Origin of the sequence: Xanthomonas hawaiiensis (assembly GCF_031834635.1) — a bacterium.
GTDB classification, from domain to species: domain Bacteria; phylum Pseudomonadota; class Gammaproteobacteria; order Xanthomonadales; family Xanthomonadaceae; genus Xanthomonas_A; species Xanthomonas_A sacchari.
The window spans coordinates 4,727,698-4,753,077 of record NZ_CP115873.1; the positions used below are offsets into that span (position 1 = coordinate 4,727,698).

At 70.8% G+C, this 25,380-nt stretch carries 23 protein-coding genes; 3 read left to right on the top strand and 20 right to left on the bottom strand.

The genetic code is table 11. The annotated features are described in order from the left end of the window. Positions 1–9: 9 nt before the first annotated feature. Positions 10–3,219, top strand: coding sequence for an efflux RND transporter permease subunit (locus PG878_RS20220; protein WP_209030093.1), 3,210 nt, complete (start codon positions 10–12; stop codon positions 3,217–3,219). A gap of 57 nt (positions 3,220–3,276) precedes the next feature. Here the strand turns inward: PG878_RS20220 and PG878_RS20225 are convergent, their stop codons facing one another. The 9 genes from PG878_RS20225 to rsmG all read right to left on the bottom strand — a co-directional run bounded on the left by PG878_RS20225 (position 3,277) and on the right by rsmG (position 11,404). After that, positions 3,277–5,079, bottom strand: a complete 1,803-nt coding sequence (locus PG878_RS20225; protein ID WP_425611791.1) for a DUF885 domain-containing protein — start codon at positions 5,077–5,079, stop codon at positions 3,277–3,279. A 265-nt stretch (positions 5,080–5,344) separates the two neighbouring features. Further along, positions 5,345–5,671 (bottom strand): REP-associated tyrosine transposase, encoded by a 327-nt coding sequence (locus PG878_RS20230; protein WP_244672491.1) that lies wholly within the window; start codon positions 5,669–5,671, stop codon positions 5,345–5,347. A 625-nt stretch (positions 5,672–6,296) separates the two neighbouring features. Beyond that, entirely contained in the window at positions 6,297–6,638 is a 342-nt protein-coding gene (locus PG878_RS20235; RefSeq protein ID WP_152181456.1) for a lipid-A-disaccharide synthase N-terminal domain-containing protein, read from the bottom strand. 1 nt (position 6,639) lies between these two features. After that, a complete protein-coding gene (locus tag PG878_RS20240) occupies positions 6,640–7,362 on the bottom strand; it encodes a glycosyltransferase family 2 protein (RefSeq protein WP_209030092.1) in 723 nt (240 codons plus the stop codon). 82 nt (positions 7,363–7,444) lie between these two features. Next, complete coding sequence (locus PG878_RS20245) at positions 7,445–8,410, bottom strand: NAD-dependent epimerase/dehydratase family protein (RefSeq protein WP_209030091.1); 966 nt, start codon at positions 8,408–8,410, stop codon at positions 7,445–7,447. A gap of 203 nt (positions 8,411–8,613) precedes the next feature. Beyond that, positions 8,614–8,922: a helix-hairpin-helix domain-containing protein gene (locus PG878_RS20250; RefSeq protein ID WP_017908743.1), complete on the bottom strand. Its 309-nt coding sequence runs from the start codon at positions 8,920–8,922 to the stop codon at positions 8,614–8,616. A gap of 36 nt (positions 8,923–8,958) precedes the next feature. Further along, on the bottom strand, positions 8,959–9,879 hold the full coding sequence (locus PG878_RS20255; protein WP_160946928.1) for a ParB/RepB/Spo0J family partition protein: 921 nt from the start codon (positions 9,877–9,879) through the stop codon (positions 8,959–8,961). Further along, positions 9,879–10,676, bottom strand: coding sequence for a ParA family protein (locus tag PG878_RS20260; protein ID WP_017908741.1), 798 nt, complete (start codon positions 10,674–10,676; stop codon positions 9,879–9,881). Before PG878_RS20260 ends, PG878_RS20255 begins: the two co-directional genes overlap by 1 nt. 89 nt (positions 10,677–10,765) lie before the next feature. After that, a complete protein-coding gene (rsmG, locus tag PG878_RS20265; protein WP_209030090.1) occupies positions 10,766–11,404 on the bottom strand; it encodes a 16S rRNA (guanine(527)-N(7))-methyltransferase RsmG in 639 nt (212 codons plus the stop codon). 95 nt (positions 11,405–11,499) lie between these two features. On the opposite strand from rsmG, the gene PG878_RS20270 reads away from it, so the two are divergent. Next, positions 11,500–13,110, top strand: coding sequence for an alkaline phosphatase D family protein (locus PG878_RS20270; RefSeq protein ID WP_209030089.1), 1,611 nt, complete (start codon positions 11,500–11,502; stop codon positions 13,108–13,110). A gap of 78 nt (positions 13,111–13,188) precedes the next feature. Here the strand turns inward: PG878_RS20270 and PG878_RS20275 are convergent, their stop codons facing one another. Next, on the bottom strand, positions 13,189–13,806 hold the full coding sequence (locus PG878_RS20275) for a 4'-phosphopantetheinyl transferase family protein (protein WP_209030088.1): 618 nt from the start codon (positions 13,804–13,806) through the stop codon (positions 13,189–13,191). 141 nt (positions 13,807–13,947) lie between these two features. On the opposite strand from PG878_RS20275, the gene PG878_RS20280 reads away from it, so the two are divergent. Next, positions 13,948–14,199, top strand: a complete 252-nt coding sequence (locus tag PG878_RS20280) for a GlsB/YeaQ/YmgE family stress response membrane protein (RefSeq protein ID WP_010342751.1) — start codon at positions 13,948–13,950, stop codon at positions 14,197–14,199. Positions 14,200–14,263: 64 nt separating this feature from the next. Here PG878_RS20280 and PG878_RS20285 read toward each other — a convergent pair whose 3' ends face one another. From PG878_RS20285 to PG878_RS20330, 10 genes are all read right to left on the bottom strand, one after another. Then, positions 14,264–14,695 (bottom strand): GFA family protein, encoded by a 432-nt coding sequence (locus tag PG878_RS20285; protein WP_209030087.1) that lies wholly within the window; start codon positions 14,693–14,695, stop codon positions 14,264–14,266. Then, positions 14,692–15,468 carry an exodeoxyribonuclease III gene (gene xth / locus PG878_RS20290; protein WP_209030086.1) on the bottom strand — a complete coding sequence of 259 codons (777 nt, stop codon included), beginning with the start codon at positions 15,466–15,468 and terminating at the stop codon, positions 14,692–14,694. Before xth ends, PG878_RS20285 begins: the two co-directional genes overlap by 4 nt. 79 nt (positions 15,469–15,547) lie before the next feature. Then, complete coding sequence (locus PG878_RS20295) at positions 15,548–16,195, bottom strand: hypothetical protein (RefSeq protein WP_209030085.1); 648 nt, start codon at positions 16,193–16,195, stop codon at positions 15,548–15,550. Positions 16,196–16,398: 203 nt separating this feature from the next. After that, a complete protein-coding gene (locus PG878_RS20300) occupies positions 16,399–17,271 on the bottom strand; it encodes a peptidylprolyl isomerase (RefSeq protein WP_209030084.1) in 873 nt (290 codons plus the stop codon). A gap of 95 nt (positions 17,272–17,366) precedes the next feature. Further along, complete coding sequence (locus PG878_RS20305; RefSeq protein WP_209030288.1) at positions 17,367–18,380, bottom strand: glycerophosphodiester phosphodiesterase family protein; 1,014 nt, start codon at positions 18,378–18,380, stop codon at positions 17,367–17,369. Between the two features lie 806 nt (positions 18,381–19,186). Continuing rightward, positions 19,187–20,617, bottom strand: coding sequence for a coniferyl aldehyde dehydrogenase (locus PG878_RS20310; RefSeq protein ID WP_209030083.1), 1,431 nt, complete (start codon positions 20,615–20,617; stop codon positions 19,187–19,189). A 286-nt stretch (positions 20,618–20,903) separates the two neighbouring features. Next, complete coding sequence (gene yjjG, locus PG878_RS20315) at positions 20,904–21,587, bottom strand: pyrimidine 5'-nucleotidase (RefSeq protein ID WP_209030082.1); 684 nt, start codon at positions 21,585–21,587, stop codon at positions 20,904–20,906. A 118-nt stretch (positions 21,588–21,705) separates the two neighbouring features. Beyond that, positions 21,706–23,436, bottom strand: a complete 1,731-nt coding sequence (locus PG878_RS20320) for a cation acetate symporter (protein WP_209030081.1) — start codon at positions 23,434–23,436, stop codon at positions 21,706–21,708. After that, positions 23,433–23,750, bottom strand: coding sequence for a DUF485 domain-containing protein (locus PG878_RS20325; RefSeq protein ID WP_017908353.1), 318 nt, complete (start codon positions 23,748–23,750; stop codon positions 23,433–23,435). Before PG878_RS20325 ends, PG878_RS20320 begins: the two co-directional genes overlap by 4 nt. A gap of 32 nt (positions 23,751–23,782) precedes the next feature. After that, a complete protein-coding gene (locus PG878_RS20330; protein WP_209030080.1) occupies positions 23,783–25,195 on the bottom strand; it encodes a DcaP family trimeric outer membrane transporter in 1,413 nt (470 codons plus the stop codon). Positions 25,196–25,380 lie beyond the last annotated feature (185 nt).

The following is a 25,380-nucleotide window of genomic DNA, read 5'->3' on the forward strand; positions in this document are numbered from 1 at the left end:
GAGGCGACCATGTTCAACCTCATGATCGACACCGCCGTGCGCTACCGCTGGCTGGTGGTGGCTCTGGCCGCGCTGCTCGCCGCCGTGGGCCTGTTCCAGTTGGGCAGGCTGCCGATCGACGCGGTGCCGGACATCACCAACCGCCAGGTGCAGCTCAACACGGTGGCGCCGGCCCTGACCCCGGAGCAGATCGAGCGGCAGGTGACCTACCCGCTGGAAACCGCGCTGGCCGGCATCCCCGGCCTGACCGCCACCCGCTCGCTGTCGCGCAACGGCTTTTCGCAGGTCACCGCGATCTTCACCGATGCGACCGACCTCTACTTCGCCCGCCAGCAGGTGGCCGAACGCATGCGCGAGGCAGCCGAGGATCTGCCCGATGGTGTGACGCCGCGGCTGTCGCCGGTCACCACCGGCCTGGGCGAGGTGCTGATGTGGACGGTGGACTTCACCGCGTTCGACCCGGCCAGGCTGGCCCGGCCGGGCGCGGCGGGCTGGCAGGCCGGGGAGGTCTACCGCACGCCGGACGGCGAGCTGCTGCGCACGCCGCAGGAGCGCGCCACCTATCTGCGGACCGTGCAGGACTGGATCATCGCGCCGCAGATGCGCTCCAGCCCGGGCCTGGCCGGCGTCGATACGATCGGCGGCTACGTCAAGGAATACGGCGTGCATCCGGACGGCGCGCGGCTGGCTGCGCACGGCCTGGGCCTGGCCGACCTGGTCACCGCCCTGCAGCGCGCCAACGTGCAGGCCGGCGCCGGGTTCGTGCAGCGTGCCGGCGAAGGCCTGGTGGTGCGTGCCGATGGCCTGGCACTGAGCGCCGACGATCTCGCGCAGGCGCCGGTGGCCATCCGCAACGGCATCGTGGTGCGCGTGGCCGACGTGGCCGCGGTGGCGCCGAGCCGGGCGCCACGCCTGGGCGCGGCCAGCCGCAACGGCCACGAGGCGGTGCTGGGGACCGCGCTGATGATCGCCGGCGGCAACAGCCGCACCGTGGCGCAGGCCGCGGCCGCGCGGCTTGAGCAGGTGAACGCGTCGCTGCCGCCGGACATCGTGGCGGCGCCGGTGCTGGACCGCAGCGTGCTGGTCAACGCGACCATCAAGACCGTGGCCAGGAACCTCACCGAGGGTGCGCTGCTGGTGGTGGCGATCCTGTTCCTGCTGCTGGGCAACCTGCGCGCGGCCGCGATCACCGCGCTGGTGATTCCCCTGTCGTTCCTGTTCGCGGTGATCGGCATGCACCGCTTCGGCATCAGCGGCAACCTGATGAGCCTGGGTGCGCTGGATTTCGGCATCCTGGTGGACGGCGCGGTGATCGTGGTCGAATCGACCCTGCTCATGCTCGGCCAGCGCCGCGCCGCACTGGGCCGCGGGTTGACCGCCGCCGAGCGCCTGGGCGTGGCCGCCGAGGCCGCGCGCAGGATGGCGCGGCCGGCCGCCTTCGGCCAGTTGATCATCCTGCTGGTGTTCGCGCCGATCCTCACCCTGGAGGGCGTGGAGGGCAAGACGTTCCAGCCGATGGCGGCTACCTTCATGCTGGCCCTGGTCGGCGCGTTCCTGTTTTCCTTCACCTTCGTGCCGGCGATGGCGGCGCTGCTGGTGCGCGAGCCGACGCTGCCGGACGACGCGGCGCATGCGGCCGAGGGCGCGCACGAGACGTGGCTGCTCCGCGCGCTGCGCACGCGCATCGCACCGGTGATCCGCACCGCCGTCGCGCATCCGCGCACGGTCGCCGGCGGTGCGGTGGCGATGCTGTTGGCAGGCGTCGGCGCGTTCGCGCTGCTGGGCCGCGAGTTCATGCCGACGCTGGACGAAGGCAATGTGGCGATGCAGGCCCTGCGCGTGCCGTCCACCTCGCTGGAACAGTCGCTGACGATGCAACTGGCGCTGGAAAAGGCCATCGCCACGCAGCCGGAAGTGGCGACCGTGTTCTCGCGGACCGGCACCGCCGAGGCGGCGATCGACCCCATGCCGACCAACATCTCCGACAGCGTCATCGTGCTCAAGCCGCGCAAGGACTGGCCCGATCCGGCGCTGGACAAGGAGCGACTGGTGGCCCGCCTGGAGGCGCTGGCGGGGCAGCAGCTCGGCAACAGTTTCGAGTTCAGCCAACCGATCGAGTTGCGCTTCAACGAACTGATCTCCGGCGTGCGCACCGACCTGGCGGTGATGATCTTCGGCGACGACTTCGGCCAGTTGCAGAAGGTGGCCGAGCAGATCGCGTCGACGCTGCGCGCGGTGGAGGGCGCGGCCGACGTGCGGGTGGAACAGATCTCCGGGCTGCCCACGCTGGATGTGACCATCGACCACACGGCGGCGGCGCAGGTCGGGCTGAGCGCGGCCGACGTGAGCGACGCGCTGGCCACCGGCATCGGCGGCCGCGCCGCCGGCAAGATCTTCGAGGGCGACCGCCGCTTCGACGTGGTGGTGCGGATGGACGATGCCGCGCGCAACGATCCGGACCAGTTGGCCGCGCTGCCGATCGCCACGCCGACCGGACAGGTGATTCCGCTGTCGTCGGTGGCGCGCATCGCCGTCAGCGAAGGGCCGAACCAGATCAGCCGCGACAACGGCAGCCGCCGCGTGGTGGTGCAGGCCAACGTGCGCGGCCGCGACCTGGGCGGTTTCGTCGGCGCGGCGCAGGCCGCGGTGGCCGACGTGCCGTTGCCGCCGGGCGCCTATCTGAGCTGGGGCGGCCAGTTCGAGAACCTGCAACGCGCCGAGCGGCGGCTGGCGACGGTGGTGCCGGTGGTGTTCCTGCTGATCGGCGGCCTGCTGTTCATGGCCCTGCGCAGCGTCAAGGAAGCAGTGCTGGTGTTCAGTTGCGTGCCGCTGGCGCTGGTCGGCGGCCTGCTCGCCCTGCTGCTGCGCGGCATGCCGTTCTCGGTGTCGGCCGCGGTGGGCTTCATCGCCGTCTCCGGCGTGGCCACCTTGAACGGCCTGGTGCTGATGCAGGCGATCCGCGAGCGCCTGGAGGCCGGCGACCTGCCGCTGCAGGCGGCGATCGACGGCGCGGGCAGCCGCCTGCGCGCGGTGCTGACCACCGCGCTGGTGGCGATCGTCGGCTTCATTCCGATGGCGATCGCCAGCGGCTCCGGCGCGGAGGTGCAGAAACCGCTGGCAACGGTGGTGATCGGCGGGCTGATCACCGCCACCGCGCTGACCTTGCTGGTGTTGCCGACGTTTGCCGCGCGCGTGGCCGGGCCACGCCACGCCGGCTGATCCGCCGCAGGCCGGCGCCCTTCCCCCAGGAAGTGGCGCCGGCCCGCGCGGTGGCGGTCAGGCCTTCTTCTTGCGCGCAGCGATGTAGGCGCGGATCTGCTGCTGCAGCACCGGCAGCGGCACCGAGCCCTGCTGCAGCACCGCGTCGTGGAAGGACTTGATGTCGAAATCCGCGCCGAGTTCGCGCTCGGCCTCGGCGCGCAGATCGAGGATGGTCAGCTCGCCGAGCTTGTAGCTCAGCGCCTGGCCCGGCCAGGAGATGTAGCGGTCGACCTCGGTGGTGACCTCGTGCTCGCTGAGTGCGGTGCGATCGCGCAGGTAGGCCTGCGCCTGCGCGCGGGTCCAGCCCTTGTGGTGCACGCCGGTGTCGATCACCAGGCGGCAGGCGCGCCACATCTCGTAGCTGAGCCGGCCGAAGTCCTCGTAGGGCGTGGCGTAGATGCCCATCTCCTTGCCCAGCTTCTCGGTGTACAGCGCCCAGCCCTCGCCGTAGGCGGAAATGTAGTTCTCGCGGCGGAACGCCGGCTGCGCGCCCTGCTCCTCGGCCAGCGCGCCCTGCAGCGAGTGGCCCGGCGAGGATTCGTGCAGGGTCAGCGCCGGCAGGTTGTACAGCGGCCGCGACGGCAGGTCGTAGGTGTTGAGCCAGTAGGTGCCGACGCCGCCGCGCCCGGCGGTCCAGAACGGGGCGATGTCCGCCGGCACCGGCACGATGGTGAAGCGCCCGCGCGGCAGCGTGCCGATGAACTTGCCGACCTCGCCGTCCACGCGCTTGGCGATCCACGCGGCGCGATCGAGCAGTTCCTGCGGGGTCTTCACGTAGAACTGCGGATCGGTGCGCAGGAACTGCAGGAATGCCGGGAAGGTCTTCTGACCGGCCGGAGCGTGGAAGCCGACCTGCTGGATGATCGCGTCCATCTCCTTCTGGATCCGCGCCACTTCGCGCAGGCCGAGCTGGTGGATCTGCTCGGGATCCATGTCCAGCGTGGTGTACTCGCGGATCTGCTGCCGGTAGAAGGCCTTGCCGTCGGGCAGGGCTTCGGCGGCCAGCGTGGTGCGCGCCTGCGGCATGTACTCCTGGCGATAGAAGGTCAGCAGCTGCGCGTAGGCCGGGATCACCTTGTCGCGCAGCGCCGCCTGCGCCTGTGCGCGCAGCTGCGCCTGCTCGGCGGCGGGAATCTGCGCCGGCATCTGCTTGAACGGCGTGTACAGCACCGCGGCGGTCGGATCCTTCAGTTCGGCCACGTTGGCGATGGCGCCATCGCGACCGTCGAGCACCGCGCGCGGCACGCTGAAGCCGCGCTTGAGCCCGGCGCGCATGTTGTCGGTCTGCTGCGCGAAGTAGCGCGGCACGTCCTCCAGCCGCGCGATGTAGGCGCGGTACTCGTCGGGCGTGCGCAGCGTGCGCCGGGCCATGAACGCCAGGTCCGACCAGAACGCGCTGTCGGAGTTGAACGGCATCTCGTAGGCGCGCAGGCGCACCGCCGCGGCCAGGTTCTCCACCTGCGGCCGGTAGATCGCCAGGTTGACCTGGTTCTCCGGCGAGAGCTGGGTGGCATCGAGCGTGTCCAGCTGCCGCAGCACGTCGTCCCACACCTTCAGGCGCGCGGCCTGCGCGGCCGCGCCGACGTCGGGCAGATGGCGGTTGTCGCCGCTGCTGTCGCTGTCCTCGTCGGCCTGCCCGAGCTGCGCCTGACGCCAGGCCCACTCCTTCTCGTAGATGGCCTGGAAGCGCGCATCGGCGGCGCTGGCGGTGGCCGGTGTTGCACTGGACGCTGCGGACGCCGGCGGTGCGGCCAGTGCAGGCGTGGCCACGGCGAACGCGATCAGCAGGGAAATGACCAGCGGGGTCTTGGCGAGCATCGGCATGGGCGGCACACGGCGGGAACGGATCGTCGATGATCGCATCCCGGCCCGGCTTGGCGGGTGGGCCGGAAGTCCTGTGTGGGCAAGGCAGCGCGACGAAAACGCACCTTGCGGTGGTGGACAGCGCATGTGGGAGGGACTTCAGTCCCGACGCGCGGTCGCTCCGGCCGCGACCACATCCAGCAGCACCTGCTGCAATTGCACGCCCGCTGCGCGGACATCGACCATGCGACCGCAATCCTCAACACCTGTCTGCACGGCATCACACCGTCGCACTGGCACCCGAGCATGATGCCGCGCAAGGCGCGGTAGCGGTCGAACACAGCCAAACCGCATCCCAATACGGGTAGTCCCCGACCCGGCGCACCAGCCCGGCACGCAACGGGTTGGCGACGATGTAACGCGCCGCCGGCAACAACTGCCGCGCGTCGCGCAGTGCGCGATCGTGGAACCCCTCCATCCACACCGCGCCGCCACGGCCCCGCGCGTGATTGGCCGCCCTCGCGGCGCGGCCCTTGGCTTCGCGCATCACGGTCGACAGCGTGGCATCGTGCTCGAGCACGACCAGTCCATGCCAGTGGTCGGGCATCAGCACCCAGCACAGCAACTGCGCGCCGCCCCAGGTGTCGGCATGCCCCAGGTGTCGGCATGCCCCAGGCAGGAGGCGGCCGCCCAGGCACATCGCCAGTCATCGAACAGGCGTTGGCGCTGCCAGGTCACCGTGGTGACCAAGTAGATGCGTCCGGTCTCGCTCCAGCGCCCTACACGCAGCGCACGGTAGCCTCTGGGAAGTCTGGTGTGCATGACGCCAGGGTTGCAAGGCCGATTACGCGACGCCATCGGCGATGGACCGGTGCGGCCGTAGGGAAACCAGCGCGCGTAGCGTCAGAAATCCGGTACTCGCTGCTGTGTGCAGCGTATGGCTGCACCACCGGGACCTGGAAGATTCACGCGTCGGGACTGAAGTCCCTCCCACATGTGGGGCCTTGGCGTCGTCGGCGGCAATGACGATAGAGGCTGATGCGTCGGCACCGAAGTCCCTCCATCTGTGCGGGTCTGGTGCCATCGGCGGCAATGACGGCAGACCCATTGGCGTGTGGAGGATGCGCGCGTCGGGACTGAAGTCCCTCCCACTGTGGCGGGCCGAGATCGAAGGGTGTTACGCGCCGCCTGCGATCATGCGCCACCTGCAATCGCGCGCAGCGGCACCGCGCTCAATGCGAGGCGCGGTCGCGGTGCCAGCCGCGGTGCTTGATGTCCAGGTACAGGCTGTAGAAGGCGGTGAAGGCGGGGAACAGGTTCTGCAGCACGCCCACCGAGTCCTGCTTGGCCGAGAACATGAAGTAGCTCAGCGTCATCAGGCTGCCGACCACGCTCATGTACCAGAACAGGCGCGGGATCACCGGCTTGCCGGCGCGCTTGGAGGCGACGAACTGCACCAGCCAGCGGCCGCCGAACATCAGTGCGCCGACGTAGCCGATCAGCTTCCAGCCGGTGACGTGCAGCCCGGTCCAGTACAGCGCCTGGATCGGTTCGTTGAGGAAATGCGCATCCATCTCAGCGCTCCTGCACCGCGGTGCGGCGGCTGCGCGCGATCAGCCAGGCCACGCCGCGCAGATCGCGGATGCCGACCAGGGCGCGGTTGAGGTTGTTGTACTTGGAGACGCCGGCGGTGCGGTGGCGATGGTTCACCGGCACGCTCAGGGTCTGCCAGCCGGCGCGCTGCATCAGCGCCGGCAGGTAGCGGTGCATGTGGTCGAAGTACGGCAGGTCCAGGAACGCCTCGCGCTCGAACAGCTTGATGCCGCAGCCGGTGTCCGGGGTGTCGTCGCGCAGCATGCGCGCGCGAATCGCGTTGGCCCACTTCGAGGCCCAGCGCTTGCTGCCCGAATCCTGCCGCGACACTCGCCAGCCGGCGAACAATTTGACCAGCGGCGCCGCTGCGGCGCGCGCGGCCAGCAGCTTGGGAATGTCGGCCGGGTCGTTCTGGCCGTCGCCGTCGAGCGTGGCGATCCACAGCCCGCGCGCGGCCTTGACGCCGTTGCGCACCGCGGTGCTCTGCCCGCTCTGGCTGACATGGTGCAGCACGCGCAACTCCGGCGTGGACGCCTTCAGCCCTTCGAGCACCGCCAGGGTGTCGTCGCGCGAATGGTCGTCGACGTAGACGATCTCGAAATCGATCGTGCCGCGCAGCGCGGCGACGATCTCGGCGACCAGCGGCGGCACGTTGTCGCGCTCGTTGAACACCGGGACGACGACGGAAAGGGAAAGCTGGCTCATGGATTCGGCAGGGCTGGGCGCGGGGGCGCGTGGGGGAAAAGCGGGGCATTGTGCCGCGGACCGAGGATCCGCGCATGAAGCGTCAGGCGGCGGCGCCGAAGTATGCCCGGCACCAGGCCACCACCTGCGGCAGGCCGACCTCGATCGGGGTGCTCGGATCGAAGCCGAACGCGGCGTGGGCCCGTGCAGTATCGGCCATCGTCTCGATCATGTCGCCCGGCTGCATCGGCCGGTACAGCTTTTCGGCACTGCGTCCGGCGGCGGCCTCGATCACCGCGATGAAATGCTCCAACTCCACCGGGGTGTGGTTGCCGAGGTTGAACACGCGGTGCGGCACCGGCTCGCTGGAGGGGTGATCGAGCGCACCGAGCACGCCGGCGACGATGTCGGCGACGAAGGTGAAATCGCGGCGCATGCGGCCGTGGTTGAACACCTCGATCGGGCGCCCGGCCAGCACCGCGCGGCTGAACAGCAGCGGCGCCATGTCCGGGCGGCCCCAGGGACCGTACACGGTGAAGAAACGCAGGCCGGTGGCGCGCAGCCCATACAACTGCGCATAGGTGTGGGCCATCAGCTCGTTGGCAGCTTTGGTCGCCGCGTACAGCGAGCGCGGTTGGTCGATGCGCTGGTCTTCGGAGAACGGCGGGGTCGCCGAATCGCCGTACACCGAGCTGCTGGAGGCGTAGACCAGGTGCTCGACGCCGCGGTGCCGGCACAGCTCCAGCATGTTGACGAAGCCGACCAGGTTGCTGTCGACGTAGGCGTAGGGATTCTGCAGTGAATAGCGCACCCCGGCCTGCGCGGCCAGGTGCACCACGCGGGTCGGCTGCACCTCGTCGAACAGCGCGGCCAGGCCCTCGCGGTCGGTGAGGTCGAGCGTGCGGATGTCCGCGTCCGCGCACAGCGCGGCGACGCGGTCGCGCTTGAGCTGCGGGTCGTAGTAGTCGTTGTAGTTGTCCAGGCCCACCACCAGTTGCCCGGCGGCGCGCAGCGCGCGGACGGTGTGGGCACCGATGAAGCCGGCGGCGCCGGTGACGAGAGTGGGCATGGCGGAATCCTGGAAAGCGAAAGACGAAGAAATGGCGGGCGTCGCGGCACGGCAACGCTCAGGGCAAGCCGGCGTTGACGCCGCCCGGATCGACGGCGCCCGCTGCGCGATGCGGCAGGATCTGGCTGCCGCCCGGGCTGATCTGCGTGTCCTGGTTGCTCATGCGATGCTCCGGTGGCTGCCCCGCGCCGTGGCGCGCGGCCTCAGCGCAGGGTCAGCGGCGCGTCCTTGGCCAGCGCCGCCTTGCGCTCCTTGCTGAATTCCCACCACGGGCGCGGCGTCTCGCCCTGCATGAAGCGCACGATCGACAGGAACACGTCGATCACGCAGTGGTCGTGCACCACGCCGGTGCGCAGGCACAGCTGCGCGTACATGTCGTACGGATCGCGGCCCTGCAGGTGGGCGGGTACGCGGATGCCGATCAGGCGCAGGTCCTTCTCGCAGGCCGGCCCGACGTTGGGCAGGTCGGTCAGGCGCAACAGGTGGTGACGGTCGACCTTGCTGGGATGCATGGCGGAAGCGGTCCTGGCGGACGCGGGCGGCGGCGCTCAGGCCTGCCGCGGACGCAGTTTCTCGAGCACGCCGTCCAGCGTGTCCAGGTCGGTGTAGTGGATCACCAGCTTGCCCTTGCCGCCGCGGCCGTGGGCGATGGACACCTTGGTGCCCAGCGACTCGGACAGTTCGGTCTCCAGCGAGGCGATGTCGGCCTGCGGCGCGGTGCGCGCCGGCTTGGCCTTGCGGTTGCTCGGCACCTTGCCGGCGGCGAACTGCTGCGCGCGGTGCTCGACCTCGCGCACCGACCAGCCCTGGTCGGCGGCATCGGAGGCCAGGCGGCTGGCCAGCTCCGGCGACAGCGTCAGCAGCGCGCGCGCATGGCCCATCTCCAGGCGCCGCGCTTCCAGCAGCGCGCGGATCGCCGGCGGCAGTTCCAGCAGGCGCAGCAGGTTGGACACCGACGCGCGCGAGCGACCCACTGCCTCGGCGGCCTCGGCGTGGGTCAGCGAGAATTCGTCGATCAGCCGCTGCAGCGCCTGCGCCTCTTCCAGCGGATTGAGGTCCTCGCGCTGGATGTTCTCGATCAGCGCCATGGCGATGACGGTGCGGTCGTCCAGCTCGCGCACCACCACCGGCACCTCGCTGAGGCCGGCCAACTGCGAGGCGCGCCAGCGGCGTTCGCCGGCGACGATCTCGAAGCTGCCCGGCGCCAGTTCGCGGGCGACGATCGGCTGGATCACGCCCTGCGCCTTGATCGACTCGGCCAGCTCCTGCAGCTTGGCCTCGTCCATCTCCTGGCGCGGCTGGTATTTGCCCGGCTGCAGCTGCCCCACCGGCAGGCGGCGCAGGCTTTCGCCCGGCTGCAGCTCGGCGGTGGGCACCGGCGCGGCCGCGCCCTTCGGCCCCAGCAGCGCTTCCAGGCCACGGCCGAGGCCGCGCTTCTTCGCTCCGAGGGCGGGGGGCTTGGCACTCATCAGACGGTCTCCATGGCCGGCATCGGCCGATTGCGTTCGTTGCGGCGGCGCACGATCTCGCCGGCCAGGCCCAGGTAGGCGACGCCGCCGCGCGAGGTGCGGTCGTAGCCGACGATGCTCTGGCCATGGCTGGGCGCTTCGGCCAGGCGCACGTTGCGCGGCACGATGGTGCGGAACACCTTGTCGCCGAAGTGGTTGGTCAACTCCGCCGACACCGCGTTGGCCAGGTTGTTGCGCACGTCGAACATGGTGCGCAGCACGCCTTCGATCTCCAGCGCCGGGTTCAGCTCGGCGCGCAGCGCCTCGATGGTCTCCAGCAGCGCGGTCAGCCCTTCCAGCGCGTAGTACTCGCACTGCATCGGCACGATCACCGAATCGGCGGCGGTCAGCGCGTTCAGGGTCAGCAGCGACAGCGCCGGCGGGCAGTCGATCAGGATGAAATCGTAGGCCTCGCGCAGCGGCGCCAGCGCGGTCTTCAGCCGCTGCTCGCGCGCCGGCTGGTCCATCAGCTGGATCTCGGCGGCGGTGAGATCGATGTTGCCCGGCAGCAGGTCGAAGCCTTCCGGTGCGGTCACCCGGATCTGTTCGGCGCTGCTCTCGCCGAGCAGCACGTCGCAGGTGGAGGCGGCCAGCTCGCGCTTGTCGATGCCGCTGCCCATCGTCGCATTGCCCTGCGAGTCCAGGTCCACCAGCAGCACGCGCTGCGACTGCCGCGCCAGCGACGCGGCCAGGTTGACCGCGGTGGTGGTCTTGCCGACGCCGCCCTTCTGGTTGGCGATGGCGATGATGCGGGCCATGCGGGAGCCTCGTCGGCGATGGGGTGGGACCGGGCATTATGCGGTCACTGCCCCCCGTGGCGGAAATCGGGGCCGGCCGCGGCGGCCGCTCAACCGCGCTCGACCACCACCAGGTGGCGGTCGGCGCCCAGGCCGGGGACCTGCAGCGGGTGCACCGTCGGCGCCACCCAGCCCGGCGGCAGCGCGGCAATCTCCTCGTCCGGGCGCACGCCCTTCATCGCCAGCAGGCGCCCGCCCGGGCGCAGCAGGTGGCCGCCGACGGCGACGATGCCGGCCAGGGTGTCCAGCGCGCGTGCGGTCAGCAGGTCGTAGGCGCCGGCCTCGTCCAGCGCCTCGGCGCGCGACTCGGCCACCCGCGCGTTGTCCAGGCGCAGCTGGCGCACCGCCTCGCGCAGGAACCGCGCCTTCTTGCCGTTGCTCTCCACCAGGGTCACCCGCAGCTGCGGCCGCGCGATCGCCAGCGGGATCCCGGGCAGTCCGGGACCGGTACCCAGGTCGGCCAGCGCGCCCTCCTGGGCGAACGGCTGCATCGCCAGCGAATCCAGCAGATGGCGGGTCACCATCTCGTGCGGGTCGCGGATCGCGGTCAGGTTGTAGGTGCGGTTCCAGCGCGTCAGCAGCGCCAGGTAGGCCAACAGCGGCGGCGCCAGCGCGGCGTCCAGGCCTTGCGCGTGCAGGCCCTGTTCGAGCGCGGCGCGTACGGAATCGGGAAGGGAAGCATCGGTCATCGGTGGATTATCGCAGGTGGCGCCGCGCGTGCTGCCATGTTGCGGACATGGGCGCGCGCGAGCATTGTCGGTCGTCTTCAAGCACGCTTCTGCCCATGTCCGACCTTGCAGACACCCTGACCGCGCCCGTCGACGCCCCGCACGATCCCGGCCGCCGCCGGGTGCTGGCCGGGCTGGGCCTGCTGGCGGCGACGCCGCTGCTCAGTCCGTTCGCCCGTGCCAGCGGCAGCGCCGATCCGTTCACCCTGGGCGTGGCGGCGGGCGACCCGCTGCACGACGGACTGGTGCTGTGGACCCGGCTGGCGCCCGAGCCGCTGGCGCCGGACGGCAGCGGCGGCCTGCGCGCGCCGGTTCCGGTGCGCTGGCGCGTGGCCACCGACGAGGCCATGACCCAGGTGGTCCAGCGCGGTGTGGCAACCGCGCATCCGCGCTGGGGCCATGCCGTGCACGTGGAGGTCAGCGGCCTGCAACCGGGACGGCCGTACTGGTACCGCTTCGAGGCGCTGGGCGCGCAGAGTCCGCTCGGGTGCGCGCGCACTGCGCCGGCGCCGGGCTCCCTGGACAGCGCGCGCTTCGGCTTCGTCTCCTGCGCGCACTGGGAAGAAGGCTATTTCAGCGCCTACCGGCACCTGGCCGCGGAGCGCCCGGACCTGGTGTTCTTCCTGGGCGACTACATCTACGAGTACAGCCACCGCGGCGAGGAAGCGGCCGGCCTGGTGCGCACCCACGGCAGCGGCGACTGCGTCGATCTGGCGGGTTACCGCAACCGCTATGCGCTGTACCGCACCGATCCCGACCTGCAGGCGCTGCATGCGGGCTCCGCCTGCGTGGCGACCTGGGACGACCACGAAGTGCAGAACGACTACGCCAACCGCTGGTCGCAGGACCCGGCCGTGCCCACCGCCGCCTTCCTGCGCCGCCGCGCCGCCGCCTACCAGGCGATGTACGAGCACTTCCCGCTGCGCGCCCGGCATCGTCCGCACGGCCCGGACATGCGTCTCTACCGGGCCCTGGACTACGGCGCGCTGGCGCGCTTCTTCGTCCTCGACGGGCGCCAGTACCGCAGCGAGCAGCCCTGTCCCCTGCCGAACGGCTGGCGCGGCGGCCATGTGGCGCCGCTCGACTGCAAGGACCTGAACGACCCGGCGCGCAGCATGCTCGGCGCGGCGCAGGAGCGCTGGCTGTACCGCGGCTTCGGCCGCTCGCAGGCGCGCTGGAACATCATCGCGCAGGACCTGCTGGTCGCGCCGATCGTGCAGCACGACCGCAACGACGGCCATGTCGGTGCCTGGACCGACGGCTGGGACGGCTATCCGGCCACGCGCACGCGCATGCTGGACGCGATCGTGCGCAGCGGCCTGCGCAATCCGGTGTTCTGGGGCGGCGACATCCATTCCTACTGGGTCACCGACCTCAAGGCCGATGCGGCCGATCCGCAGGCGCGCACCGTGGCGACCGAATTCGTCGGCACCTCGATCACCTCCGACGGCCCGCCGCATGCGGAGATCGTGAAGCGGCTGCCGGACAATCCGCACGTGCGTTACGCGGAGAGCCGCCAGCGCGGCTATGTGTCGGTCGCGCTGAGCCCGGCGCGGATGGAGACCCGGCTGCAGGCGATCTCCGAACGCCGCGATCCGCACGCCACGGTGTCCACGCTCAAGCGCTTCGTGGTGGAGGATGGCCGCGCCGGTGCGGTCGAAGCCTGAGGCACGGCGCCCGCGGCGCCTGCCGCGGGTCGGCCGCCGCGTGCGCACCGGTGCGCACGCGACGACGCACGGCGATCGCTACGGCAGCGCCGCAGGGGTCCAGGCCAGCGCCGCGCGGTAGCCCGCGACCGGCGCCCATTCGTGCAGATGCCAGGCCTCGGCCACACCCAGGCCCGGGTCGCACCAGACCAGGCGCAGCGCGCCGCCGGCGTCCTCGGCGAAGCGCAGCCGGTGCAGGCCGAAGGCGATGCCGTGGCCATGCGCCTTGAGCAGCGCTTCCTTGGCGCACCACAGGCGGAAGAACAGCGCCTCGCGCGCCGGCATCGCCAGCGCCGCCAGCAGCGCGACCTCGTCGGGGTGGAAGAAGCGCTGCGCCAGTTCCAGCAGGCGCGGCCGCGGCCGCGGCCGCTCGATGTCCACGCCCAGCCGTGCGTGCGCAGCCACCGCCACCAGCAGGTAGTCGCCGCTGTGGCTCCAGCCGGTGTCCAGGTGCGCCAGCGGTGCATGCAGCCCCGGCCGGCCGCGCGCATCGCGACGTAGCGGCAACTGCGCCGCCGGCAGCGCCAGTTCGCCGGCCAGCAGGCGCCGCGCCTGCGCTTCGCCGGAGGTCCGCGGCGGATGCGGGCGCAGCCACAGCGCCACCGGGCCGAGGCGCCAGTCGGGTGCCTCGGCGCCGTTGGCGGCAAGCGGGAACATCGGCGCACTCACGCCACACCCACAAAGCGCAATGGCCGCTGCGCCAAGGTGACGCCGCTATACGATCGCTTCACGGCAGCGCTCCTTAAATGGCGCGCACCCCACCGCTCCTGGTGCGGGCCGAACCGAGGAGTCTGACGCATGGGCATCATCATCTGGTTGATCGTCGGCGGCATCGTGGGCTGGCTGGCCAGCATCATCATGCGCCGTGACGCACAGCAGGGCATCATCCTGAACATCGTGGTCGGCATCGTCGGTGCGCTGATCGCCGGCTGGCTGTTCGGCGGCGGCATCAACCAGGCGATCACCCTGTGGACGTTCCTGTATTCGCTGATCGGCGCGATCATCCTGCTGGCGATCGTCAACCTGGTCACCCGCGGCCGCGCGCGCTGACGCGTCGCCTTCACCGTTTGCGCAAACGCCCGGTTCGCCGGGCGTTTTGCGTTTGCGGCCGCGCTCACGGCGCGGCGCGGTCGGCGGCATGATGCACGCCGTCCTCGACCGGCACCGCGATGGCCAGCGCATACGGGTCCACGCCCTCCAGGCAGCCGACGTTGTAGCCGTAGAGGCTGGGATCGGAGCGGCGCCGATGATGCGTGTAGATCCCGCAGGTGCCGCAGAAATAGTGCTGCGCGGTGTGGGTGTGGAACTGGTACAGGCGCAGCGCCTGCTCGCCCTGGCGGACATGCAGGGCGGCCAGCGGGACCGAGGCCACGATGGCGCCGCGGCGCCGGCACAGCGAGCAGTTGCAGCGGCGCGGGTCGACGATGCCGTGCGGCAGTTCCAGGTCGATCTGCACCGCACCGCAGTGGCAACTGAGCCGGTGCAGCGGCGCGATCGCGGTCTCGCCGACCTTGTCGATGCAGCGACGCACATGGCGCTCGCTCATGCGCCCGGCTCCAGTTCGATCCAGGCCGGCGCGTGGTCGCTGGGGCGCTCCCAGGTGCGCGGTTCGCGATCGATGCCGGCGCCGCGGGTGCGCGCCTTCAGCGCATCGGACACCAGGGTCAGGTCGATGCGCAGTCCCAGGTCGCGGCGGAAGCCGGCCTGGCGGTAGTCCCACCAACTGAACAGGCCGCCATCGGCGTGGTGCAGGCGGAAGCCGTCGTGCAGGCCGAGGGCGAGCAGCTTGTGCAGGGCGCCGCGCTCGGCGGTGGAGGTGAGGATGTGGTTGTCGCTCCACACCAGCGGATCGTGCACGTCGCGCGCGTCCGGGGCGATGTTGAAGTCGCCCAGCACCACCAGCCGCGGATGCCGCTGCAGCTCGTCGGCCAGCCAGGCGTGCACCGCCTCCAGCCAGCGCAGCTTGTAGGCGTACTTGTCGGTGCCCACGTCCTGGCCGTTGACCACGTACAGATTGACGATGCGCAGGTCGCCGACGGTGGCGGCGATGGCGCGCTTCTGCTCGTCCTCCAGGCCCGGCACGCCGATCTGCACGTCGCCGATCGGCAGGCGCGAGAGGATCGCCACGCCGTTGTAGGTCTTCTGCCCGGCGAACACGCTGCGGTAGCCGGCCTCGGCCAGTGCCGTGTCGGGAAACTTGTGGTCCTCCAGCTTGGTCTCCTGGATCCCGACCACGTCCGGCGCGAACGCGGCCAGCCACTGTTGCAGGTGCGGCAGGCGCACGTTGAGCGAGTTGACGTTCCAGCTGGCGATCTTCAAGGGAAATCCGGGACGGGGAAGCCGGCCGCTATTCTGACCGCAGCCGCGGCAGCGGCCAAACCCGCTGGCGCCGGGCCATTCAGCGCCGCGCGCAGCACTGCGCGAACAGCGCCGGCGCCAGACCCAGCGCCTGTTGCCGCTGCGCCTCGTTCAGGCCATCGAGCAGTTCGTCGGCGCCGATCGCCTGCTCCGGCGGCGGGAACGGCCGCTCCGGCGCCTGCCGCGCGGCCAGCTGCCAGGCCGCGGCATACGGCGGATCGGCCACCGCCAGCCACGGCGCGCGCAGCAGTTGCGCCAACGCGTCGATCGATCCGCGATCGCCGTGCAGGGCGCGGTCTTCCAATTGCGTCACCACGTCCTCGGCGTCGCGTTCGTCGGCGGCCGACAGCGGCACGGGTTGCCCGTCCGCATCGACGCCGCCGGCGCGCGCGAGCAGGTGCGCCACGCGCTGCGCCAGCAGTTGGCGCTGCGCATCGGCATCGCCGCCAGCGGCCGCACTGCGCAGCATCGCCTCGACCTGCGCGGCATCGAGCCGGGCGACGCCGCGGCACGCCGCGAGACGGCGCTGTTCGGCCACGCGGCGGGCCGTCGCCTGCTCCGTGCTGTCCTCGTCCACGCCCGGCGGCAGCACCGCGCTGGGCGCTGGCGCCTGCGCGCGTTGCCGGCAGTCCAGCGCCAGCAACGCGGTGGCGGACAGCCGTTGCGCCTCGGTGGCGCCTGCTGGCACCGTGGCGAGGGAATCCGCGGCGGCAGCGACGACAGGCGCGGCGGTCGCAGCGGGTCGCGACCGTGCTGGCGACGGCCGCGTTGCATGCACGAGCGCGGTCGTCGGCGCTGCAGCCGGCCAGCACAGGAGCGCCAGCGATGCCGCCGCCACGGCGGCGGCGCCCCAGCACACCGTCAGCGCAGCACGCCGTCGCATCGCCGGCCTCAGCGCGGGGCGGCCGCGTAGGCGGCGCGGTCGAATGCCATCGGTTGCGCCTGGCGCAGCCGTTGCATGGCGTCGGCCGCGGCCTGTTCGCGCAGTTGCAGGTCGATCTGCCCGCGCACCGCCTCGAAGCGCGCGTCGGTCTTCGTATCGAGGCGGATCAGGTGGTAGCCGTCGGGGCCGCGCACCGGCGCGGACACGTGGTCCACCGCGAGCTGGCGGATCGGCGCGACGAAGGCATCGGCCAGGTAGCGGCCGAAGGTCGGCGACAACTGCCCGCCCTCGCCGGCGGTGGCGGTGTCGTCGGATTCGCGCATGGCCAGGGTGGCGAAATCGGCGCCGCCGTCGAGCTGGCGCTTGAGCGCTTCGGCGCGCTGCAGGGCCTGCGCCTCGGTCAGGCGATGCCCGGCGCGTGGGCCACCCTGCGGCTGCAGGGCCACGAACAGATGGCGCAGGTGGTATTCGGTGTAGTCGTCCGGATGCGCGGCGAACTGTTGGCGCAGCATGCGCTCGTCGATCTGCGCGCTACTCAGCAGGCGCGCCTGCGCGGCGTCGGCCAGGATCGCGTCGGCGGCACGGCGCAGGCGGGCGGCCACCACCGGATCGTCCTGCAGATGCTGTTGCCGCGCCTGGTCGAGCAGGATGGCGCGGTCGGCGAAGCGGCGCACCACGGAGTCGTCGTCGATGCCGGCATCGCCGCGCGTGCCGTCGCTGGCCAGCGCGCGGTACTCGCTGGCGGTGAACTGCTGCGCGCCGACCCGCAACACCACCGGATCGGCGGTGGCGGGCGCGGCAGACGCGACGACGGTGCCCAGCGTGCAGGCGGCCAGCGCGATCGACAGGGCGACGGTGGACTTGGCAAGGGAAAGGGACATGCGCTTCTCCAGGAGAGGGCGGCGCGCGGCGCCGGAGCGCCGCGGCCGCGACACGGCGGCCGACCGCGGGGTCGGCCGCCAGGACGTGCAAGGACTCAGTCGTGCTTGCCGCGCGCCTTCAGGTACGCGATCGCCGCCTTCGGGTCGTCGGTGGTGATCAGGCTGAACGCCTCCTGGTTGACGATGAAGTTGAGATCGCCACGGTTGTCGGCGGTGTCGCGGCCGCCGGAGTAGGAGAAGTACAGGTCCGACAGCCGATAGCAGCAGGCGCCGCTGTTCTGGTAGAACTGCCCGGCCAGCGGGCTGTCCGGAATCGCCTGGAACACGCCCACGCGCGCGCCGCGCTCGCGCACCCGGTCGGCCTCGTCCTGCAGCAGGCCGCCGACCTGCTTGACGTTGATCTCCATCGCCTGCTTGGTATCGAGCCAAGCCGACACGGCGTTGTTGACGTTGATCTTGGTCAGCATGTTGGTGGTGAACACCGGGATGCCGACCATGCTGCTGCCGTCGGCACGGAACGCCGAACGGGTCGGGTACAGGGTCGCATTGACCTTGGCCGCGACGAAGTTGGCCGAGGCCACCGAGAACGCGGCATCGGCCGCACGCGACACCGCGCGGACCGCGTCGGCGGTCTTGATGTCGAACACCATCGGGGTCTTCAGGCCGTGCTGCTTGAAATAGGCGAACAGGTCGTCCACGCGCGGCACATGGTAGCCGGTGGTGGTGCGGCGGTCCGGGGTCAGCAGGAACAGGCCGCTCACCGCCGACCACGGCGTCACCGTGATCGAGGGGTTGTAGCCCTGGTTGTTCATCGGGTCGTACTTGGTTTCGCCGGCACGGCTGGTCCACACGTTGGTGGTGCGGCCGAGGTTCCAGTCGTGCAGCACCACCGGCACGCCGTCGCTGGTCATCTTGATGTCCAGCTCCACGCCGTCCATGCACTGGTCGTTGGCGGTCTGCAGCGCGCCGCGCGAGTTTTCCGGCATGTCGGCGATGCCCGAGTACTTGCCCCACAGGCCGCGATGGGCCAGCACCATGGTGTCGCCGCTGCTGTCGGCGAACAGGATGTTGCTCATCTTGGTGCCGACGGTGTCGTTGCAGTTGGCCATGGCCAGCTGCGGCACGACGGCCAGCACCGTCAGGGCGGCGAGCACGCGACAGGCGCGCGCCAGGGGCGAGGGAACGAATGCGATCTTCATTGGGCTGCGTCCGGTTCTGAAGGAAAGGGGGAGACACGGGGGACGAGCGCCGGTCAGGTCGACGCATGGCGGCATCTCGTTTGCTGCGCTCCACGCGGACGTCTCGCGCAGGAGCCTGAGCCGTCGTGATCGGCGGCGGCATCGGGGCGAGAAGCTAATAACTTACTGTGAATTATTTATTTCCGGGTTGCGACCCGGCGATGGACTGTGGACTAGGCCCCAATTTGGTGCCGTTTGGTCGCGGTGGCGGGGTCGGTCGGACCACATCTGTGAGCGCCACCGACGCGTGCGCCCGGGATCGGGCCTGGGCTTCGCCGGTCGCGGCTGAAGCACGCCTCTACTGACACGCATTCCCCTTGTAGGAGCGGCTTCAGCCGCGAGGCTTTACCGGTAACGCCTCGCGGCTGAAGCCGCTCCTACACGCGCGCGCCTCCTATCGCCACGCCATGCACGCGCCCCCTCGAGGCCCGCTACGCCCCGCTCACCGCACAGCGCCACCGACGCGTGCACCCGGGATCGGGCCTGGGATTCGCCGGTCGCGGCTGAAGCACGCCTCTAGTGATCGCTTCCTTGGCGAGACACGCATTCCCCTTGTAGGAGCGGCTTCAGCCGCGACGCTTTACCGGTAACGCCTCGCGGCTGAAGCCGCTCCTACACGCGCGCGCCTCCTATCGTCACGCCATGCAAGCGCGCCCTCGACGCACGCTACACCCCGCTCACCGCACCAGGAACGAAAGCATGCGCGCGATCCGCGCGTACGGCGGCTTCAGCAGGTCGCTGCCGGCGCGGCGCGCCTGCCACAGGATCGGCAGCGCCTTGCTGAAGGCGTCGAAGCCGGCGCGGCCGTGGTAGGCGCCCATGCCGCTGGGGCCGATGCCGCCGAACGGCAGCGCGTTGGCGGCAAAATGCAGCAGGCTGTCGTTGACGGTGACGCCGCCGGCGATGGTGGCGTGCAGGATCGCCTCGATCCGGGCGCGGTCGTGGCTGAAGGGATACAGCGCCAGCGGCCGGTCGCGGCCGTTGATCTCGGCGATGGCCGCATCCAGCGAGCGGTAGCTGCGCAGCGGCAGGATCGGGCCGAAGATCTCCTCCTGCATCAGCAGCGCATCGTCGCCCGGCTGCAGCACCACCGTGGGCACGATCAGCCGCTCGCGCTCGGCGCGGTCGCGCTCCACCGTGGCCAGTTCGATCACCTCCAGGCCGCGCGCACGGGCATCGTCCAGGTAGCCGCGCAGGCGCCGGTATTGGCCCTCGTTGACGATGCGGGTGTAGTCCTCGGCGCTGGCGAAATCGCCGTAGCGCGCCAGCACCTGCGCGCGCAGCGCCTGCACCAGCGCCGCCTCGCGGCCGGCGTCGATCAGCACATAGTCCGGAGCGATGCAGGTCTGCCCGGCGTTGAACCACTTGCCGGTGGCCAGGCGCGCGGCGGCCTGCTCCAGCGGGTAGTCGGCGCAGACGATGGCCGGCGACTTGCCGCCCAGCTCCAGGGTCAGCGGGGTCAGGTTGGGCGCGGCCGCCGCCATCACCTTGCGCCCGACCGCAGTGGAGCCGGTGAACACCAGGTGGTCCAGCGGCAACGCGGCGAACGCGGACGCCACCTCGGCACCGCCCAGCGCCACCGCCACCCGCTGCGGCGGAAACACCTCGGCCAGCAGCGACTGCAGGAACTGTGCGGTGCGCGGCGTGTGCTCGGAGGGTTTCAGGTAGACATGGTTGCCGGCGGCGATGGCGGTGGCCAGCGGGATCAGCGCCAGGTTGACCGGGTAGTTCCAGGGTGCGATCACCCCGACCACGCCGACCGGCACCGGCCGCACTTCCGCGCGCGCCGGCCACAGCCGCCAGCCGGCGCCGACCCGCTGCGGGCGCATCCAGCGCTTGAGATGGCGCAGCAGGTGATCGATCTCGCCGAGCACGGTCATGCCGTCGGCGAGCAGCGACTCGTGGCGCGATCGGTGGCCGAAATCGGCGGCGATGGCATCGGCCATCTCCGGCAGCCGCCGCTTCAGCGCCGCGCGCAGGCGCAGCAGGTCCTCGCGGCGCTGCGCCCGCTCCGGCTTGGCCGCCTGCCAGGCCGCGCGCAGGCGCTGCAGGGTGGCTGGCAGGGCGGCCAGCGGCGTGTCGGCGGGGGCGGCGGCGGAGATCGGCATGGGCGCACTATACGATGGCGGTCGCGTGGCCTGCCTGCAGCCCGGCGACCGGGCGTGAGCACTGAAAGAAGCCCCTGCTCAGCGGCGTTGGCCGCGCGTTATCCGAATGCACGCTTCTCCGTAGGAGCGGCTTCAGCCGCGACAGGCGTTCCCAGTGAAGCCCCTCGCGGCTAAAGCCGCTCCTACCGCGCGCTTCCCTTCGCCCGCGATGCTGGCGCGATTCTCGTTGTGGGAAGGACTTCAGTCCCGACCCGATGACCTCAGGCGCTCCCGCCCATCGGCATGGCTACGCCGGTTCTTCCAGCAACCACGCCTGCAACTGCGCCAGCGAGGCGACCTGATGGTGCGGCACGATGCCCTCCGGCGCGGTGGCGCCGTGCGCATTGAACCAGCAGGTGTGCAGGCCCGCAGCCAGGCCACCGGCGATGTCGGCCTGCGGGTTGTCGCCGACCATCAGCACCTGCGCCGGCGGCGGATCGCCCAACTGCGCCAGCGCGTGCGCGAAGATCCCCGGGTGCGGCTTGGCCACGCCCACCACCTCGGAAATGGCGATGACCTCGAAGCGGTCGTGCAGGCCGGTGCGCTGCAGGCGCGCGCTCTGCAGCGCGCCGAAGCCGTTGGTGACCAGACCCAGGCGCGCGCGCCCACGCAAGGCGTCGAGCAAGTCCACCGCTCCGTCCAGCGGCGTACACAACTCGGCCATCGCCGCCAGGAACGCCGTGTTCAACGTCTCCGGCGCGGTCTGCAGGCGCTGCGCCCAGTCGGCGAACCGGCGCTGCTGCAATTGCAGCGCGGTGATCGCGCCGTTCTGGTACTGCACCCACAGCGGCCGATTGCACGCGGTGTAGTCGGCGTACTCGGCTTCGCCGAACTGCACGCCGTAGCCGGCGAACATGCGTTGCAGGCCGGCGAAGGCGTCGAAGTGGAACAGGGTGTCGTCGGCGTCGAACAGGATCCAGCGATAGCGCATGCGGGCGAGTGGTGCGGTGAGGGCCCGCCATGGTATCCCCTGCCCGCAGACACGACGACGCCGGCACAGGGGCCGGCGTCGCGTGCGGCGATGGCCGCGTCCTGCTAGGCGCGCGCGCTCAGTGGCCCGACCCGCGCGAGGCGCCCAACCCGGTCTCGGCGCGGATCTGCTGCGCCTTGAACGCGGCGCGTTCCTTGCCGGCCTGCGCGCTGCGGTCCAGCACCGAGAACAGCCAGATGCCGACGAAACCGATGGTCACCGAGAACAGCGCCGGCGAGGTGTACGGGAACGGCGCCGAGCCGGTCGGGTTGCCCAGCGTGTCCACCCACACCGACGGCGACAGCACCGTCAGCACCAGCGAGGAGATCAGGCCGAGGAAGCCACCGATCACCGCGCCGCGGGTGGTGCAGTCCTTCCACAGCAAGGACAGGATCAGCACCGGGAAGTTGGCCGAGGCGGCGATGGCGAAGGCCAGCGATACCATGAAGGCCACGTTCTGCTTCTCGAACACGATGCCCAGCAGCACCGCGATGATGCCCAGCGCAATGGTGGTGACGCGCGACACCTTCAGTTCCGAGCCCGGGGCCGGATTGCCCTTCTTGATCACCGTGGCGTACAGGTCGTGGGACACCGCCGAGGCGCCGGACAGGGTCAGGCCGGCGACCACCGCCAGAATGGTGGCGAACGCCACCGCGGAGATGAAGCCCATGAACACGTTGCCGCCCACCGCGTTGCCGACCAGCACCGCCGCCATGTTGGCCGCGCCCTTGCCGCCGTGGATGGTGCCGGTGGCGACGTCGGCGAACTGCGGGTTGGTCAGCACCAGGGCGATGGCGCCGAAGCCGATGATGAAGATCAGGATGTAGAAGTAGCCGATCCAGGTAGTGGCCCACAGCACCGACTTGCGCGCCTGCTTGGCGTCGGGGACGGTGAAGAAGCGCATCAGGATGTGCGGCAGGCCGGCGGTACCGAACATCAGCGCCATGCCGAAGGAGATCGCCGAGATCGGATCCTTGACGAAGCCGCCCGGGCCCATGATCGACAGGCCGGCACTGGCCGCCTCTTCCGGCGAGGCGCCGCCATTGGCCGCCACCGCGGTCTTCACCCGCACGCCCTCGGCGAACAGCGCCTCGAAGCTGAAGTTGAAGTGCCACATGATCGCCACGGCCATGAAGGTCACGCCGGTCAGCAGCAGCACCGCCTTGATGATCTGCACCCAGGTGGTGGCGGTCATGCCGCCGAACAGCACGTAGACCATCATCAGCACGCCGACCAGGCTCACCGCCACCCAGTAGTCCAGGCCGAACAGCAGCTTGATCAGTGCGCCGGCGCCGACCATCTGTGCGATCAGGTAGAACAGCACCACCACCAGCGTGCCGGAGGCGGCGAAGGTGCGGATCGCGGTCGGCGCGAAGCGGTAGCCGGCCACGTCGGCGAAGGTGTACTTGCCGAGGTTGCGCAGGCGCTCGGCCATCAGGAAGGTCAGGATCGGCCAGCCGACCAGGAAGCCGATGGCGTAGATCAGGCCGTCGTAGCCGTTGGTCATCACCGCCGCGGTGATGCCCAGGAACGAGGCCGCCGACATGTAGTCGCCGGCGATCGCCAGGCCGTTCTGGAAGCCGGTGATGCCGCCGCCGGCGGTGTAGAAGTCCGACGCCGAGCGGGTCTTCTTCGCCGCCCACTTGGTGATCCACAGGGTGCCGGCGACGAAGAAGGCGAACATCCCGATCGCCACCCAGTTGGTCGGCTGCTTGTCGGTCTGGCCGACGTCGCCGCCGGCGGCCAGGGCCGCGCCGGCCGGCAGCAGCGCGGCGAGCAGCAGCAGAAGGAAGCGCAGGTGCTTGCTCATTGGCGGGCGTCCTCGAGGATGTCGGCGGTCAGCTGGTCGTACACGGTGTTGGCGCGACGCACGTAGATCGCGGTGATGGCGATGGTGAAGACCATCACCCCGATGGCGATCGGGATGCCGATGGTGGTGACGCCGCTGCCCATCGGCTGGGCCAGGAAGGCCTTGTCGAAGGCGATCAGGCCGATGAAGCCGAAGTAGGCCAGCAGCATCAGGATGGTCAGCGTCCAGCCCAGCGCGTTGCGCTGGCGCTTGAGCGCGTGGTACTTCGGATTGGCGTCGATCTTGGCGATCAGCGCGTCGTTGGAGAGGCTCATGGGATGGCTCCGGTCAGTGGTCGCGGCGCGGATCAGAAGCTGTACTTGGTGGTGAACTGCAGGCGGGTGATGTCGCCGGTGGCGCCGCTTTCGATCTCGCGCTTGCCGTACATCAGCTCGGCGCCGATATCGACCTTGGGCAACGGCGAGTAGAAGACGTTGCCGCGGATGCTCTGCACGGACTTGGTCACGGCCAGGCCGGTGCGCGCGGTGTCGTTGTCGTAGTCGCTGCGCGCGTAGATCAGGTTGGTGCGCAGCTTGGGCGAGAACGCGTGGCGCCAACCGACGTAGCCGGCGACCACCCCGACCGTGTCCAGGTCGCGGTCGGCGGCGTCGTACACCGCGTTCTGGGCGATGCCCAGGCCGATGTAGCGGCCGATGCCTTCGCCGCCGGTGAGCTGGTAGAACAGGCTGTCGCTGTCGCTGGCCACCCACTTGCCGCCCAGGGTCAGGCCGCCGGAGGCCTTGCTGGCGTCGGCGCCGGTGGCGCGGTTGTCGACCTTCTGCTGGCCGACCACGCCGGCGACGCCGAAGCTGCCCCAGTCGCCCTTCCAGCCGTAGCGCACGGTCAGGTCCGGCAGCGCGCCGCGGTCGGAGCTGGCGGTGCTGACCACGCCGGCCACGCTGCGCGTGTACAGGGTGGTTTCCGGGTTCTCCAGGGCGATGCTGAAGCCGCCGTTGGTGTAGCGCAGCTGCGCCTGGCGCACGAACACCACGCCGTCGGTGGGGCCGATGAAGTCGGCCGCTTCCGGCAGCGCCGCCGGGTCCATGAAGTTGGACCAGGTCTGGCCGGCCAGCCAGTGGTTCCAGTACATGTAGGCGTGGCGCAGCGTGGCGCCATAGGTGTTGGTGGCGGTCTGGGTGCCCAGCGCATTGCCGAAGAAATCCAGTTCCACCAGCGCGCCGGCCTTGTTGCCGCCTTCGGTGACGCTGTCCACGCCGAAGTTGATCCGCGAGAACTTGGCGTGGGCGTTGTAGTCGGTGCCGGACTTGGCGCCGCCCACCGGAGTCTGCCCGGGCAGGTACAGCGCGCGGCCGGTGGCGTCGTCGGCGAGCTGGCCGTCGCCGGTGCGGGTGGCCAGGAAGTCGGCCTTGATGAAGCCACCGACCTTGAAGGTGGTGCCGGGCGTGGCCCCCGGGGTGATCGTGGTGACCTGGATCGGCGCCTTGCCGGCCGGCGGCGCCGGAGCTGCCGGCGGCGGTGCGGCCTGGGTCGAGCGAACCGCGGCGACCTCGGTCTGGGTCTGCGCGATCTGCCCCTGCTGCTGTTGCTGCGCCGACAGCAGTTGCTGCACCTGCCGCTCCAGCTCGGCCACGCGGGTCTCCAGCGCCTGTTCGCGCGCCGAGGGTTTGCCTTGGGCGAAGGCCGCGCCAGGCGCGACCAGGGCCACCAACAGCGCGGCCGCCAACGGGCGACGCGCCAAGGATGCGATGCGGTTGCTCATTACTCCCTCCCGAATAATGGATGCCGCACGCACAGGCGCGGCCGAACCGCAGCGTGCGCGAGCGCGCCGGTCGCGCCTATTGGCCATTAGTCGAACGTCGGCTGAGTTACGACCATCGTCTAAGGCCCGGCGCGTGTGCGCTTAACGCCGGATGCGGCACACTTCGCATTGACGCGCCGCCGCAT